Annotated in this window: 13 protein-coding genes; 6 read left to right on the forward strand and 7 right to left on the reverse strand. The window is 66.8% G+C overall.

All coding sequences use genetic code 11. From position 1 onward, the window contains the following. Positions 1-40 precede the first annotated feature (40 nt). Positions 41-2,743, forward strand: a complete 2,703-nt coding sequence (locus tag L7H23_RS08520) for a M1 family metallopeptidase (RefSeq protein ID WP_237838909.1) — start codon at positions 41-43, stop codon at positions 2,741-2,743. Between the two features lie 21 nt (positions 2,744-2,764). Here L7H23_RS08520 and L7H23_RS08525 read toward each other — a convergent pair whose 3' ends face one another. From L7H23_RS08525 to hflK, 7 genes are all read right to left on the reverse strand, one after another. After that, positions 2,765-3,205, reverse strand: a complete 441-nt coding sequence (locus tag L7H23_RS08525; RefSeq protein ID WP_237838910.1) for a hypothetical protein — start codon at positions 3,203-3,205, stop codon at positions 2,765-2,767. Continuing rightward, the gene (locus tag L7H23_RS08530; RefSeq protein ID WP_237839172.1) at positions 3,202-4,770 is read right to left on the reverse strand and encodes a helicase HerA-like domain-containing protein; all 1,569 of its coding nucleotides are present in this window, start codon (positions 4,768-4,770) and stop codon (positions 3,202-3,204) included. The genes L7H23_RS08525 and L7H23_RS08530 overlap by 4 nt, the downstream gene beginning before the upstream one ends. A gap of 105 nt (positions 4,771-4,875) precedes the next feature. Further along, the gene (locus L7H23_RS08535; RefSeq protein WP_237838912.1) at positions 4,876-5,244 is read right to left on the reverse strand and encodes a VOC family protein; all 369 of its coding nucleotides are present in this window, start codon (positions 5,242-5,244) and stop codon (positions 4,876-4,878) included. A gap of 116 nt (positions 5,245-5,360) precedes the next feature. Further along, the gene (locus L7H23_RS08540) at positions 5,361-5,501 is read right to left on the reverse strand and encodes a hypothetical protein (RefSeq protein WP_237838913.1); all 141 of its coding nucleotides are present in this window, start codon (positions 5,499-5,501) and stop codon (positions 5,361-5,363) included. 107 nt (positions 5,502-5,608) lie between these two features. Further along, on the reverse strand, positions 5,609-7,111 hold the full coding sequence (locus tag L7H23_RS08545; protein WP_237838914.1) for a Do family serine endopeptidase: 1,503 nt from the start codon (positions 7,109-7,111) through the stop codon (positions 5,609-5,611). A gap of 115 nt (positions 7,112-7,226) precedes the next feature. Continuing rightward, complete coding sequence (locus L7H23_RS08550) at positions 7,227-8,087, reverse strand: protease modulator HflC (RefSeq protein WP_237838915.1); 861 nt, start codon at positions 8,085-8,087, stop codon at positions 7,227-7,229. Continuing rightward, positions 8,084-9,256 carry an FtsH protease activity modulator HflK gene (gene hflK / locus L7H23_RS08555; protein ID WP_237838916.1) on the reverse strand — a complete coding sequence of 391 codons (1,173 nt, stop codon included), beginning with the start codon at positions 9,254-9,256 and terminating at the stop codon, positions 8,084-8,086. The genes L7H23_RS08550 and hflK overlap by 4 nt, the downstream gene beginning before the upstream one ends. A 103-nt stretch (positions 9,257-9,359) precedes the next feature. Here hflK and L7H23_RS08560 point away from each other — a divergent pair, with 103 nt between their 5' ends. From L7H23_RS08560 to L7H23_RS08580, 5 genes are all read left to right on the forward strand, one after another. After that, the gene (locus tag L7H23_RS08560; protein WP_275671236.1) at positions 9,360-10,337 is read left to right on the forward strand and encodes an Mrp/NBP35 family ATP-binding protein; all 978 of its coding nucleotides are present in this window, start codon (positions 9,360-9,362) and stop codon (positions 10,335-10,337) included. Continuing rightward, positions 10,337-10,759, forward strand: a complete 423-nt coding sequence (locus tag L7H23_RS08565) for a CoA-binding protein (protein WP_237839175.1) — start codon at positions 10,337-10,339, stop codon at positions 10,757-10,759. Before L7H23_RS08560 ends, L7H23_RS08565 begins: the two co-directional genes overlap by 1 nt. Positions 10,760-10,802: 43 nt before the next feature. Continuing rightward, positions 10,803-13,091 carry a molybdopterin cofactor-binding domain-containing protein gene (locus L7H23_RS08570; protein ID WP_237838918.1) on the forward strand — a complete coding sequence of 763 codons (2,289 nt, stop codon included), beginning with the start codon at positions 10,803-10,805 and terminating at the stop codon, positions 13,089-13,091. After that, positions 13,088-14,062 carry a ferrochelatase gene (hemH, locus tag L7H23_RS08575; protein ID WP_237838919.1) on the forward strand — a complete coding sequence of 325 codons (975 nt, stop codon included), beginning with the start codon at positions 13,088-13,090 and terminating at the stop codon, positions 14,060-14,062. Before L7H23_RS08570 ends, hemH begins: the two co-directional genes overlap by 4 nt. Positions 14,063-14,157: 95 nt before the next feature. Continuing rightward, positions 14,158-15,879: a DUF1963 domain-containing protein gene (locus L7H23_RS08580; RefSeq protein WP_237838920.1), complete on the forward strand. Its 1,722-nt coding sequence runs from the start codon at positions 14,158-14,160 to the stop codon at positions 15,877-15,879. Positions 15,880-15,937 lie beyond the last annotated feature (58 nt).

Raw genomic sequence — 15,937 nt, forward strand, 5'->3', positions numbered from 1 at the left:
ACGCGCGTAGCGAGCACCGAAAATTACCGGGAATCGCATCATGAAAACAACTGCACGTCATTTCCTTTTCGCCGCCGTCTCGTCGCTGAGCCTCGCCGCGTGCGCCGCGCAGCCGGGAGTGCAGCCTGCTGCACCCGTCGCCGCTGCGCCGCCCGCGCTGACCGGCGCGCCGCTCGACGCGAGCGTCCCCAGCCAGCTGCCCCGCATCGCCGCGCCGCTGCACTATGACGTCAGCGTCACGCCCGACGCCAAGGCGCTCACCTTTACGGGCGAAGCGGGCATCGACATCGAGCTTTACGCCCCATCGGCGACGCTGACGCTCAACGCGCTCGACCTGAGCTTTGCCAGCGCCAGCCTGACCGGCGCCGACGGCAAGGCTATCCCGCTGACCGTCGCGACCGATGCCGAGGCGCAAACCGCGACCTTCACCGCGCCCGCCGAACTCGCGCCGGGCCAATACCGCCTGACGACCGCCTATACCGGCGTGATCAACACGCAGGCGAACGGGCTTTTCGCACTCGACTATCCCGACAAGGTCACCGGAAACGAGGTGCGCGGGCTGTTCACCCAGTTCGAGGCGCCCGACGCGCGACGCTTCGTGCCGAGCTTCGACGAGCCGAGCTACAAGGCGACCTTCAGCCTGTCGGCGACCGTCCCCGCAGGCGACCTCGCGGTCAGCAACATGCCGGTGACGAGCGAAACGCCGGTTGCGGGCGGCAAGAAGACCGTCGTGTTCCAGACCTCGCCCAAGATGTCGTCGTACCTGCTCTTCTTCGCGACGGGCAATTTCGAGCGGCTCGCGGCGAAGAGCGAAAGCGGCGCCGAGGTCGGCATCGTCTCGCCGAAGGGATCGGGCGAACAGGCACGCTTCGCGCTCGACAGCCTCGGCCCGCTGCTGAGCTACTACCGCGACTATTTCGGCCAGCCCTACCCGCTGCCCAAGCTCGACAACATCGCCGGACCCGGCCAGTCGCAATTCTTCGGCGCGATGGAGAATTGGGGCGCGATCTTCACCTTCGAGCGCATCCTGCTCGACGATCCCACGATCACCAGCGAGGCGACGCGGCAGGAAATCTATACCACGCAGGCGCATGAGGTCGCGCACCAGTGGTTCGGCGATCTGGTGACGATGGCATGGTGGGACGACCTCTGGCTCAACGAGGGTTTCGCGAGCTGGATGGAGACCAAGGCGAGCGACCATTTCCACCCCGACTGGCAGCCGCTGCTCGGCCGCGTCGACGGCCGCGAACGCGCGATGGGGCTCGACGCCTTCGCGACTACGCACCCGATCGTCCAGACGATCCGCACCGTCGAGGACACCAATCAGGCGTTCGACGCGATCACCTACCAGAAGGGCGAAGCGGTCATCACGATGCTCGAATCCTACGCGGGCGAGGATGTCTGGCGCGACGGGCTGCGCACCTACATGGCGCAGCATAAGTACGGCAATACGCGCACCGACGACCTGTGGAATGCGGTCGAGGCGGCGGGTGCGAAAGGGCTGACAGGAATCGCGCATGATTTCACCAACCAGCCCGGAATCCCGCTGCTCCGCGTTGGCGGCATCACCTGCGCAGGCGGCAACACGAGCGTCCAGCTCACGCAGAGCGAATTCTCGCGCGACCGCAAGGACAGCGTCGACGCCGACGGCCGCCGCTGGAAGGTTCCGGTGCTTGCGCGCGCGGGGAATGGCGCCGTGGCACGGCAGGTGGTTTCGGGCGGGACGGGGACGCTGACGCTTCCCGGCTGCGGACCGGTGCTGGTCAACGCGGGTCAGGCAGGCTATTACCGCACCCTCTATTCGCCCGCGGCGCTCGGCGCATTGCGCGGGAGTTTCGCCAGCCTCGCGCCGATCGACCAGCTCGGCCTGCTCGGCGACAATTTTGCGCTCGCCAATGCGGGCTATCAGCCGATGGGTGCCGCGCTCGATCTGCTCGCCGCGACGCCGAAGGACGCCAACCAGAAAGTCATCGGCGACGCCGCCGGGCGCTACGAGATTCTCCACGGCTATTTCGACGACCAGCCGGCGGTGCAGAAGGTGATTGCGGCACGCGGCAGCGCGGCGCTCGGCGTCTCGATGCAGCGGCTCGGTTTCGACGCGCGCAAGGGCGAGCCCGCACTCGATGCGATCCTGCGCTCGGACCTGCTCGGCGCACTCGGGACGCTCGGCGATGCGAAGGTGCTCGCCGAGGCGCGGCGCCGTTTCGCGCTGCTCGACGCCAATCCCGCCGCGCTCGACGGCCCGCTGAAGTCGCGCTGGCTCGGCATCGTCGCCTCGAACGCGAGCGCCGCCGAATGGGACAAGCTGCGCGCAATGGCGAAGGGGTCGAAATCGGCGGTCGAACGCAGCGCCTTCTACACGCTGCTCGGCAATGCGAAGGATCCGAAACTCGCGCAACGCGCGCTCGACCTCGCGCTCACCGACGAGCCGGGCAAGACCGTCAGCGCCGCGATCATCGGCGCGGTCGCCCGCAACCATGCTGCGCTCGCGGTCGATTTCGCGCAGAAGAACCAGACCGCGGTCGACCGGCTGATCGACGCTTCGGCGCGGGCGCGTTTCCTCGCCGGACTCGCGGCCTCGTCGAACGATCCGGCGATGATCGCCAAGCTCGAAGCCATTGCGGCACCGCTGCCCGCCGATGTGCGCAAACCCTATGACAAGACGATCGCGACGCTGAAGGAGCGCAGCGTCAGCCGCCCGCGCATCAAGAGCGAAATCGCGGCCTGGCTGAAAGCGAGATAAGGCGCCGCCGCAGCGCGCCGCTCATTCGGCGAGCTGCGGCGCTCCGGCGGGCATCGCACTCTTCCACTCGGCACGCGCCTTGCGGATCATCGCTTTGAGCGCATCGGCGTGGCGCTGCCATGCCGATGCCGCTTCCGCCGTCCAGTCTGCACCGGCGGCCTTGCCGAGTTCATCGACCGTCATGTCGATGAAGGCGTCATATTCGGCGATCGGCAACGCACCATAGCTGCGGTGGGTGAAGACCAGTTCGGCGACGAGCGGCCACACCCAGCCCTCGCCCTTCGCGAGGCCGAGCATCATCTCGAGCGTTTCGTCGGTCATCCGCCGCGAGGCGGCATCGATCGAGATGAAGCTCGCGCGGCGCTCGGGAAAGGCCGCGAAGAAGCGCTCGAACAACGGCAAACGAATGTCGGCGTCGGCAGCGGCGATCAGACTCGCCTCCATCGACGCCGCATCACTCATTTGAAAAGGCTGCCGAGGATGCCGCGCATCAGCTGACCGCCGAACTTGCCCGCGACCTGCCGGCCGAGACTCGTCGCGGCCGAACGCGCCGCCGATTGCACCATCTTCTCGGTGAAACTCGGCTTCGCGGCCTCGCGCGCCGCGGCCTTTTCCTGTTGGAGGCGCACCTTCTCTTCGGCCACCTTGCGCTTCGCCTCTTCCTTAGCGGCGATCGCGGCCTGCTTGTCGGCTTCGGCCTGCGCCTTCGCCTCGACCGCGGCCGCCTGCGCCTGCTCGGCCTTGGCGGCGAGCAATTCCTCGGCGCTCTCGCGGTCGACCGCCGTGTCATATTTGCCTGCGACCGGTGAAATCGACTGGATGATCGCGCGCTCCTTGGCGTCGAGCGGACCGGCGCGCGAGCAGGGTGCCTTGATCAACGTCCGCTCGACCGGCGACGGCGCGCCGTCGGCCATCAGCAGCGAGACGAGCGCCTCGCCGACCTTGAGCTCGGTGATCTCGCGCTCGACATCGACCTTGGGGTTCGGCCGGAACGTGTCCGCGGCGGCCTTCACCGCCTTCTGGTCGCGCGGGGTGAAGGCGCGCAGCGCGTGCTGGACGCGGTTGCCGAGCTGCCCCGCGATCGTTTCGGGGACGTCGATCGGGTTCTGCGTGACGAAATAGACGCCGACGCCTTTCGACCGGATCAGACGCACGACCTGTTCGATCTTCTCGGTCAGCGCCGGCGGCGCATCGTCGAACAGCAGATGCGCCTCGTCGAAGAAGAAGACGAGCTTCGGCTTGTCGGGATCGCCGACCTCGGGAAGCTGCTCGAACATCTCGCTGAGGAGCCAGAGCAGGAAGGTCGCATAGAGCTTCGGGCTCGCCATCAGCTTGTCGGCGGCGAGGATGTTGACATAGCCGCGGCCATTGTCGTCGAGGCGGATCATGTCCTGGATGTCGAGCGCGGGCTCGCCGAAGAAATGGTCGCCGCCCTGCGTCTCGAGCGTCAGCAACTGGCGCTGGATTGTTCCGACGGTCGCCTTGGTGACATTGCCATATTTGGTCGTCAGCTCGTCGGCATTCTCGGCGCACCACGCGAGCATCGCCTGCAGGTCACCCAGATCGAGGAGCAGCAGATTCTGCTCGTCGGCGACGCGGAAGGCGATCGCGAGGACACCCTCCTGCACCTCGTTAAGCCCCATCAGCCGCGCGAGGAGCAGCGGACCCATCTCCGAGATCGTCGTACGGATGGGGTGCCCCTGTTCGCCGAACAGGTCCCAGAAGATCACCGGATTGTCGTGATAGGCCCAGCCGGTGTCGCCGATCTCGGCAGCGCGCTTGGCAAAAATCTCGTGCATCTTCGACGTCGGGCTGCCCGCCATCGCCATGCCCGCCAGATCGCCCTTAACGTCGGCGACGAACACCGGCACGCCAACTTCCGAGAAGCCCTCGGCGAGCCCCTGCAAGGTCACCGTCTTGCCGGTGCCGGTGGCGCCCGCGATCAGTCCGTGGCGGTTCGCACGCTTCAGGACCAGCGATTGCCGCGGACCGTCGGGGGCTCCACCGCCGCCGAGGCCGATATAGATTTCGGTCGCTTCGCTACCGTCGCTCACTGTGCTTTTCCTCCACTCAGGCACCTGTCCAAAGGTCTAGAGCGGAGGGGCAGGAAATCAAGCGGACAGCGCGGGGTCTCACCCCATGACGAAGGCGTTGAGTTTATTGCCGTCGGGGTCGCGGAAATAGCCCGCATAAAAGCCTTCGCCGCGCGGCCCCGGAGGGCCCTCGCAGGTGCCGCCGTTGGCGAGTGCGATGTCATAGAGACGCTGCACCTGCGCCTCGTCCTTTGCCTGCAGCGCGACCATCACGCCGTTGCCGACGCTTGCCGGGTTTCCGTCGAAAGGCTTGGTGAGGCCGATTCCCGCACCGCCGTCGGGCTTGCCCCACGCAATGAAGCCGTCGAACTCCATCATCCGCGGCGTGTCGAGTTCGCCTGCGATCGCGTCGTAAAAGACCGCGGCTTTGGCGAGATCCCCGGTACCCAGCGTTACATATCCGATCATCTTCTCTCTCCCGACTCGTCGTTGAGCGAACATAATAGGAACATTGTCGGCGGCAGGCAACAAAAAGGGCGCCGGACACACGGTCGCGGCGCCCCTTGAGGCATGGCCCATCGTTATCAGGTCCAGCAAATGCACTGGCCGAACGCATCGGGGAAACAGCCCATATGCCGCGGGCAGTAATTCACCTGTGCCTGGCTGGGTGCAGCGCTCAGCGTGAGAACGGCGGCGCAGAGCGCGAGCTTGATCTTCCTGGTCATCCGGCATCTCCCGATCAGCCCGGAACCCAATGCTTCGGGCTGATCAAAAGATAATCCTTTCAATGGATTGAGTCTCCATCAACTCAATCCATTGTTGACCGATCGGCCTATTTCCGGCTGTTGATACGGATCGCGTAGGAGATGACCGGCTGTCCGCGCCGCACGATGTCGAGCAGCACCGCATCGCGGCCTGCCGCCTTGGCATCGGCGACAACCTTCGCCAGCGCTTCGCTGGACGTCACCGGCGCCCGGTTCGCGCTGACGATCACGTCGCCACGACGAAGCCCCTTGCGCCCGGCGTCGCTGCTTCCCGACGCCGCGCCGATGACGAGGCCCTTCGTCCCGACGTCGACGCCGATCGCGCGTGCGATGTCGGGGGTCAGCGCCTGCACCGCGAGGCCAAGTTCGTTCTGGATCGTCGTATCCGCCGTCCCCTTCGGATCATCCGGCACCGCCTGTTCGTCCTCGGGATCGAAATTCGATCCGGCGAGCTGCTCTTCGGGCGGCCGGGTCGCAACGACGGCATTGAGGGTGACCGTCTTTCCATCGCGGACAACCTCGAGAGGAATGCGCGTGCCCGGTTTGACGTTGGCGACGATGTAGGAGAGGGTCTGCGACGGGGTCACGTCCTTGCCGTTGACCTTGGTCACGACGTCGCCGCGCTTCAGGCCGGCCTTCGCTGCCGGACCATCGTCTTCCACCCGCTGGACGAATTCGCCGCGGTCCTTGGGCAGGCCGAGCGCCGCCGCGAGGTCTTCGTCGACCGGCGCGATGCTGATGCCGAGGTAACCCCGCTCGATCTTCTGCCCCGACTTCAGCGAGTTGATCACGGGGATCGCCGCGTCGGCGGGGATCGCGAAATTGACGCCGATATTCGCGCCGACGGGCGAGATCAGCATGTTGTTGATGCCGACGACATTGCCGTGCAGGTCGAACAGCGGCCCACCCGAGTTACCGCGGTTGATCGCGGTATCGGTCTGGATATAGCGGTCATAGGCACCGCCGCCGCCGAGGTTGCGCTGCACTGCCGAGATGATGCCGGCGGTCACCGTCGAGCCGAGTCCGAGCGGGTTGCCGATCGCGACGACCCAGTCGCCGACGCGCGCCTGGCTGCTGTCGGCGAACTTAACAAAGGGAAGCCCGGTCGCATCGATCTTGAGCAGCGCAAGGTCGGACGCCGCGTCGCGGCCGACGATGCGCGCCTTGAATTCCTTGCCGTTCGTCAGCGTGACCGTGACCTGGTTCACCGCCTCGGCGCGCGGGCCGCCGGTGACGACATGGTTGTTGGTGACGATATAGCCGTCGTCGGAAATCAGGAAGCCCGACCCGCCGCCCTGCTGCTCCTGCGTGACCGGCTCGCGGGTCCCCGCAAAGGGATCGAGCCGGACGCCCAGCGTGACTTCCTGCTTGGTCGAGATGTTGACCACCGCGGGCTGCAATTGCTCGACAAGGTCGGCGAAGCTTTCGGGAGCGCCGGCGCGCGGGACCGCCTTGGCGATCTCGCTCTTCTCGTTCTGCGCGACCTGCGCGATGACGGGCGACTGGGTGACGAGCGCCAGTGCGGTGCCACCCACCAGCAAGGCCGAAGTGATGCCATAAACATAACGCACGATCGCAATTCCTTTTCTCTTGCGAAAAACTCTGACCCCGGCAGCGGCTATCTGCTCACCGCAGGCTGAACGACGTTTGAACATGAACGGCGGTTGCATACGCCGTTCATGTTTCTCAATTGCCCCTGAACTGGCGCAGATATTCGCTGTTCGGCGACAGGATGATCGAATTGTCCGCGCTCTTCGCGGCATCGCTCAGGAACGTCGTCCGATAGCTCTGCATCGCCCGGTAGAAGTCGTAAAACGCCGGATCCTTGCCATAGGCTTCGGCATAAATGCGCGCCGCCTCGGCATCGGCGTTGCCGCGGATGATCTGCGCTTCCTTCTGCCCGAGCGCGCGGATCGCAACCGCCTCCTGCTCGCGCGCCGACCGCATGCGGTTGAACGCGGCGTCGAGCGGCGTTCCCGTCGGCAGGTCCGCACGCTTGATGCGCACATCGATGACCTCGGCGCCATAGCGCCGTGCCTCGCGGTTGAGGGCATTCTGGATGTTGGTCATCACATTGCCGCGCTCGGCCGACAGCAGCGATGCAAAGCTGCGCTTGCCGAGCTCGTTGCGCAGCGACGAGCCGAGGATCGAGGTCAGCTGCCCCTTCAAATTCTCCTCACTGCGAATCGAGGTATAGGTCCGCGCCGGATTGACGATGCGGAACCGCGCAAAGGCGTCGACTTCGAGCAGATACTGGTCGGTCGTCAGCACGCGCTCGTTCTGCATGTTCGCGCCGAGGATGCGCTTGTCGAAGAAGGTGACGGTGTCGATGATCGGGATACGCGCGATCAGGCCGGCGCCCGAGCTGCCGAAACGCTCGTTCGGCTTGTACTGGTTCACCACCGAATTGATCTGGCCATAGCGGATGATGATCGCCTGCTTGTCCTCGGGCACGACGACCAGCGTCATCGCCGCAGCCACAAGCAGCGCGACCAGGATCAGCAGCCATTTCAATGGCCGCGCGACAATGGAATCGAGGAAGCTCATCGGCTGCTCTCCACCGTGATCGGCGCTTCGGCCGCGGCCGCGCGGCGGCGCAGCTCGGGGAGCGGCAGATAGGGCGTAACGCCGCCCGATTCGACGATCACCTTGTTCACCGGTGCCAACACCTGCTCCATCGTTTCATAATAAAGGCGGCGCTTGGTAACCTCGGGCGCCAGCTTGTATTGCTCGTACAGCTTGTCGAACTCGGCCGCGGCGCCGCGGGCGCGCTCGAGCTGCGCGCTGGCATAGGCCTCGGCTTCGTTGATGTTCGATTCGCGTTCCTGCTGCGCGGCGGTCACCTTGTTGAAGGCATCGGTGACCTGCTCGGGCTGAACCGCCCGCTGGAGCTGGATCGCCTCGATCGTCACGCCGGCGCGATACTTGTCGAGCAACTGCTGCATCCGCGCGCGCACTTCGCTTTCGATGCCCGCACGGCGCGGACCGATCGCGTCGGTGAGCGTATAATTGGCGACCGTCGCGCGCATCGCGCTTTCCGCCACTTCGCGGATCGTGTTTTCCTGATCGGCGATCTGGAACAGATATTGATGCGGGTCGCGAATGCGCCAGCGAACCTCATAGCCGAGGTTGATGATATTCTGATCCTGCGTCAGCACAAAATTCTGCGAATCATTGCTGGTCGCGCCGATCTTGAGCTCGCGGATCGACTGCACATTCTCGACCTGCACGGTTTCGAAAGGCGTGGGAAATTTCAGATTGAAGCCCGGCGCCATCGTGCGCGAGTAACTGCCAAGCCTCGTAACGACACCGGCCTCTCCCTCGCGGATGATATCCCACGACGTCAGGCCGATCCATGCTGCGAGCACAGCGAGCGGCGCCCACTTCCAGACCCTCGCGGAATCACCGAAGCCGAAGCCGCCACTGCCGCCGCCCCCGGGACCGCCACCGCCAAAGCCGCGCCCCTTGCGCAGCAGCTCGTCGAACGCCGAAGGACCGCGGGGCTTGCGCGGACGGGCGGGATCGGCCGGATCGGGAGTCACCCAGGGATTGCGCGGACCGGGACGTTCGCCCCCCTTGTCCTCGCCGCCATCCTTGTCCCCCTTGCCGCCCTTCGGGCCCCAGGGGTTGTTCGCCATCAGGCTGATCTGGTGGAAAAATTGCCGCAATCCCCCGGGGGCGCGGCGTCCCATACTGCCGTCATTTTCGCTCATCATGCCTGCTTTTATAGGGAGGGCGCGCGCGATTAACAGGGGGCGCAAAAAAATGACTGGCGAAAATGGCTGGCATTCGCGCGCCCCATGCCTATCTGCCCCGGATATGACCGACACTGCTCCCCTCGCCAGCATCGCCACCGATCTCAGCGGCGGCCGCACCTCGGGCCTCCGCTTTCTGGGTGACGACGGCACACTCGCGATCGTCCTCGATGTCACCGGACTCGCGGAGGAAGAGCGAAAACCGCTCGAGGAGAAAATCCGCGCCGGCCTGCTCGCGCGGCCGGGCGTGACCTCGGTCCGCGTCGCGATGACCGCCGAGCGCCGGGGCCTGACGATCATCGCGGTCGGCAGCGGCAAGGGAGGTGTCGGCAAATCGACGCTCGCCGCCAACCTTGCAGTCGCGCTCCACCGCCGCGGGGTGAAGGTCGGGCTGGTCGATGCCGATATCTACGGCCCGTCGCAGCCGCGCCTGATGGACAGCGAGGGCGTCAAACCCGAAGCGCGCGGATCGAAACTCGCCCCGGTTCCCAACGCCTACGGCGTTCCGATGCTTTCGACCGGGCAGATCGCCGCGCCCGGACAGGCCATCGCCTGGCGCGGGCCGATGGCGGGCCGGGCGCTCGAACAGCTTGTCGACGCGAGCTGGGGCGATATAGACACCCTCGTGGTCGACCTGCCTCCGGGCACCGGCGACGTCCAGCTGACGATGATCCAGAAGCACAAGCCCGCGGGAGCGGTGATCGTCTCGACCCCGCAGGACCTCGCGCTGATGGATGCGACGCGCGCGATCACCTTTTTCGAGCAGGCCGACGTGCCGCTGATCGGGCTGGTCGAGAATATGGCCGGCTATGCCTGTCCGCATTGCGGCGAGGTCAGCGATCCCTTCGGCAGTGGCGGCGCCGAAGCCGCCGCGGGTGTGATGGGGCTCGACTTCCTCGGCCGCATTCCCCTGTCGATGGGTATCCGCCTCGCCAGCGACGGCGGCGTGCCGCCGGCGGCCGGAACCGACCCGCAGGGCGAGCCGTTCCACGCGATAGCGGCGAAGGTTGCCGACTGGCTCGACGCGCGAAAGGGGAAATGATGGCGATCAACGACGACAAGGAAATCCGCGAGTTGCTGGGCCAGCCCCGCCGCATCGCCGTCGTCGGCGCCTCGCCGAACCCCGCCCGGGCATCGAACGAGGTACTCGGCTTTCTCGTCCGTCAGGGCCATGACGTGATCGCGGTGAACCCCGGCCACGCCGGCAGCACGATCCACGGCGCGCCCGTGGTCGCGACGCTCGCCAATGTCGAACCGCCCGCCGAAATCGTCGACATCTTCCGCAACAGCGCCGAGGCCGGCGCCGCGGTCGACGAAGCGATCGTCCATGGCGCGAAGGCGGTCTGGCTGCAGATCGGGGTGATCGACCATGACGCCGCGAAGCGCGCCGAAGCGGCAGGGCTGACGGTAGTCATGGACCGCTGCCCCAAGATCGAGATTCCGCGCCTCGGCCTGCTACGCTGATTTTCTTTGCGCCGATTCCCGCCGCTGACTATCAGCAGCGGGCATGGCGGGTATCCGGGACAAAGTGGGGACAGACAAAAGGCGCCTGCCGCACGTCAGCCGCCGGTCGATCCTCGTCGGCGCGACCGCTGCAGGCGGCCTCGCGATCGCATGGACGCTCTGGCCGCGCGACTATCAGCCGAACCTGACCGCCGCGAAAGGCGAGCATGTTTTCAACGCCTTCCTGAAGATCGGCGACGACGGCCATATCGCGATGGTGGTCCCGCAGTGCGAGATGGGCCAAGGCGTCACGACGCTGCTGCCGCAGATCATGGCCGACGAACTTGGCGCCGACTGGCGGACCATCGCGGTCGAGACCGCCCCGATCAGCCCGCTCTATACCAACACCTTGCTCGTCGACGAGGATAGCGCGACCTTCATGCCGCGCAGCCTCGTTCCCGATTTCGTCGCCGACGTCCGCGGCTGGGCGCGGCGCGAATGGGCGGTGCGCCATGCCGTGATGCTCACCGCCAACTCGTCGTCGGTGCGGATGTTCGAGGCACCGTGCCGCGAGGCGGCGGCGCAGGCGCGCGCGCTGCTGATGATGGCGGCCGCCCGGCGCTGGGACGCCGACTGGGAAAGCTGCGACACGCAGGACGGCTTCGTCATCCATGGAAAGAAAAAGCTGCGCTTCGCCGAGCTTGCCGCCGCCGCAGCCCTTCTCGAGCCGCCGGCCGAACCGGTCTATCGCGCGTCGAGCGCCGATCCGCTGTACGGCAAGGAACTGACCCGGCTAGATCTCCCCGCCAAGATCGACGGATCGGCCAACTATGCCGGCGACATCCGCCTGCCCGACATGGTGTTCGCCGCCATCCGGCAGGGTCCGCTCGGCGCGACGCGCCTCAAGAGCATCGACCGCAAGGCGGGAATGAAATCGCCCGGCCTGCTCCATATCGTCGAGCACGAACGCTGGCTCGCCACCGTTGCGCGCAACTGGTGGGCCGCGAACCAGGCACTCGACCGTTTTGCGCCGGTATTCGAAACGGCAGGGGCACCGATTTCCTCATCGCGTATCGACAAGTCGCTGAAGGCTGCGCTCAAGGCCGATGGCTATCGCATGCGCCAGAATGGCGATGTCGCGGGGGCAATGGAGGGCCGGACCAAGATTGCGGCGCACTACGCCGTCGCGCCGGCGCTGCACGCCCCGATCGAAACGCGCACCGCAACCGCCGCACCCGACGGCACAAGGCTGCGCGTCTGGGTTGCCACCCAGGCGCCCGCCCAGTGCCGCGATGCGATCGCGCGGGCGACGGGGCTTTCGGAATCGAGCGTCACCCTGTTCCCGATGATGGCCGGCGGATCGTTCGACGCCTGCCTCGACCACAGCGCCGCCGTGCAGGCCGCAATCATCGCGCTCCGGATCAACCGCCCGGTCCAGCTTGCCTGGTCGCGCGCCGAAGAGATCATGCGCGATATCCCCCGCGCCCCGGCGCGCGCGAAGATGACCGCGACGCTCAACGCTGCGGGCGGAATCGATGCCCTTGTCGCGCGAATTGCCGTCCCGCCGAGCACGCATGAGTTTCGCGACCGCCTGTTCGGCAATACCCCGCCCGATGTCGCACAGCGCGCCGCCGCCGGATCGCCCGACGCAGTCGCAGTCGAGGGTGCGATCGGCGCCTATGACATCCCCCATTTTGCGGTCGATCATTGCCCGGCGGATATCGGCCTGCCTACCGGTCGCTGGCGCGGCAACGCCGACAGCTACACCGCCTTCTTCACCGAATGCTTCGTCGACGAGCTGGCGGCGCGCGCGAACAGCGACCCGCTCTCCTACCGGATGGCGATGCTCGGACAATCACCGCTGCTTGCACGCTGCCTGCTCACCGCGACCAGCCTCGGCGGCTGGGAGGGCGGCGTAACGGGGACGGCGCAAGGCCTGGCCTGCCACAGCATGCGCGGCAGCCACATCGCGCTGATGGCGACCGCGCGACCCAGCGAGAGCGGGCTGCAGGTCGAACAGCTTGTTGCGGTCGTCGACGCCGGGCGGCTCGTGAACCCGGCGATCGCCAGACAGCAGGTCGAGGGCGGGCTGATCTTCGGCCTTGCCGCTGCCGTCGGCGCGACCACCGACTATAAGGGGGGAATCGCGACCGCCCGCAAGCTGGCGCAGCTCGGGCTGCCGCGCCTGTCGCAAAGCCCCCAGATCCTGATCGAATTCGTCGAAAGCGACCGCGATCCCGGCGGGCTCGGCGAAATCGGTGTCCCCGTCGTTGCGCCGGCAATTGCGAACGCGATGGCCGCGGCCACCGGACGCCGGACCCGCCGCCTGCCGCTTTCGGCCCGGCCGGCGTGAGCGATGCCACGCCGGATATCGGCGTCCTCATCGTCAATCTGGGCACGCCGGACGCGCCGACCGCTGCCGCGGTGCGCAAATATCTTGCCGAATTTCTGAGCGACCGCCGCGTCGTCGAGATCCCGGCCCTGCTGTGGCAACCGATCCTGCGCGGCGTCATCCTGCCGACGCGACCGCGCAAATCGGCGCACGCCTACGCACAGGTCTGGACCGAAGAGGGCTCGCCCCTCGCCGCCATCACGCGGCGCCAGACCGCCGCGCTGCAATCCGCTCTCGGCGAAGACGTCACCGTCGCCCATGCGATGCGTTACGGGCAGCCCGCGATCGGCCCGGCGATCGACGCACTCCTGGCCTCGGGATGCCGGCGTATTCTCGTCGCCCCGCTCTACCCGCAATATTGCGGAGCCACGACTGCGACCGTCGTCGATGCGGTGAACGGCCATCTTGCCGGCCTGCGGTCGCAGCCGACCCTGCGCTTCCTGCCCCCTTACGGCGCCGACCCCGCCTATCTCGACGCGCTGAAGGCGTCGATCGAGGCGGGCCTGTCCTCGCTGAGTTTCACGCCCGACGTCCTGCTCGCAAGCTTTCACGGCATGCCCGAACGCACGCGGACGCTCGGCGACCCCTATCATGACGAGTGCCAGGCGACCGCCAGGCTGCTCGCAGACGCGCTCGGGCGACCGGTCGAGGTCGCGTTCCAGTCGCGTTTCGGCCGCGCCCGATGGCTCGAACCCGCAACCGACGCAACGCTCGAACGGCTTGGCCGAGACGGCAGAAGCGTGGCGGTTTTCGCTCCCGGTTTTGCCGCTGACTGCCTCGAAACGCTCGAGGAACTGGCGATCCGCGGCAAGGAGCAATATCGCGCGGCGGGCGGCAGCAATTTCGCCTATCTGCCGTGCCTCAACGACACCGCGCCCGGCGTCGGCATGCTGGTCGCGCTGATCCGCCGCGAACTGGCCGGATGGCGTTGATCTAGCGCGCGCTTACTTCCTGTTTAGGTCCTTGGTTTAGGGTCGTTCGACGCGGCGCCGGGTCTGGCCGGACGCTGCAACCGGAAGGACGGACGATGAGCGACCTCAACAGCGCGGCGCTGACACTTGGCGGCCTGATGCTCGCATGGGCGCTGGTCATGTTCGCGATATGGTGGATGCGCCGGCCGCGTTCCGAAACACCGGCCTATGAGGGACTGCCGGTACCTCGCGAAAGCCGCATGCCCGCCCTCCCCAAACTCTCGCGCAAGGCCGCTCCGGAACCGGAGCCGGTGGAGATTTCCGCTTCGCGCCTCGCGCGGATCAGCGGGAAATCGACGCGATGGGAGGATATTCCGTCGACCCTCGAACCCGAGATGGCGGTGGAACCCGGGATCGTACCGGTCCCCGACGACAGCCTCGCAGCGGAGGCCCCGACGCTTTCCCGCGAACCGGCGGACGAGCCTGTGACGCCGACGACCGGATACCGGCCGGAATCCATGCCGGAACCGGCGGACGAAGCGCCGGTTCCCGATGAGGCGACGCTCGAATCGCTCGCGTCCGAGGTCGAACGGCAGGCATGGCTGACCGGACAGCCGGCGGCCGATCGTCCGGACGGCGACGACGCCACCGCAGAACAGCCCGTTGCCGACAAGATAATCGTCCGGCTTGTGCCGCAGACCCCCCCGCGCGATGCACTCTTTCGCAAGAGCTGGCTGGGCGGCCGCCCGCATCTGCCTGCGGCGATCGACTGGCCGCGCGTCGACGGAGCCGATGGCGACTTCCTCGCGCAGATCGCCTGCACCGACTTGCCCGGCGCCTTGTGGGACGGACTCGGTCCGCGCAAGGGCTGGCTCGCATTCTTCGCGAATCCCGATTCGGGGGCGGTAACCGCATTGCACCTGACCGAAGAAGGTGTGCCGCGCGATCCGCCGCGCGCGCCCGGCAGCGTCTATTTCCATCCCTATGGCATCGATTCGGCCGATCTCATGCCGCTCGCGATCCGCGCTTTTCCCGAATGGCCTGTCGATCCGGTGACGGTCGAGCCGGGCGAAGCCGATCCGCGCGAGGCGCCGACCGCCGATGCGACCGCCCTGCTCGCGGCCGACTATGACATCGCCGATCCCGCCTTCCACCCGTTCGACTGGGCCAGCATGCTCGCGCTTGCCGATATCCTCGAGGCCCGCCTCCTCCAGCAGCCTCCGGGCGGCACGGCACCCGACGATGCGAGCGACGAACTGGCACAGGCGATCGCCGACGCGGACGAACGCAACCGCGAATCGGTACAACGCGCAGCCGAGATCGTCTCGATCATTCGCGAAGGCGCCGAACATGGAGGATCCTTCTCGCCGCCCGACGCGACCGCAGTAATGGCCGGGCTCCACGCGATTCGCTGGACACGCGTCTGGACCGTCGCCGACGAGGAAAGCGGTGAGGACCAGGTCGAAACGGTAACCCTCCCGCTCACCCGCCACCGGCCCGACGGCGACCTTTGGGTCGATGCCTATCGCACGGTCCTGTTCGACCATGCGAAGCACGCCTGGTGCCGGAAGCCCGATATGCTGTCCGCACCGGCGCGCGCCTTCTTCGAGCCGCTGTGGGAAGCCATGGCGGCGCCCGAAATGCCGTCGATGGGCAATTTCCCCTCGCGGCATGCCGTCGGCTTCGACGACGAGCGCGACGTCGTGATGCTCGAATTTCCGGCAGGCGGCCTGATGAGTCGCGGTCGCCGCGACGGCGGAAATCTGGTCCTCGCCATCCGCAAGGCCGACCTTGCCGCGGGCGATTTTTCGAAGATGCGGGTGCTGGCCGGTAACTGACTGTACCGCCTTCCCGAATTGCCGCTGATTGACGTTCCGGTCAACTTGCGGGGCGCCG

This window comes from Sphingopyxis sp. BSN-002, from assembly GCF_022024275.1.
Classification (GTDB): Bacteria; Pseudomonadota; Alphaproteobacteria; order Sphingomonadales; family Sphingomonadaceae; genus Sphingopyxis.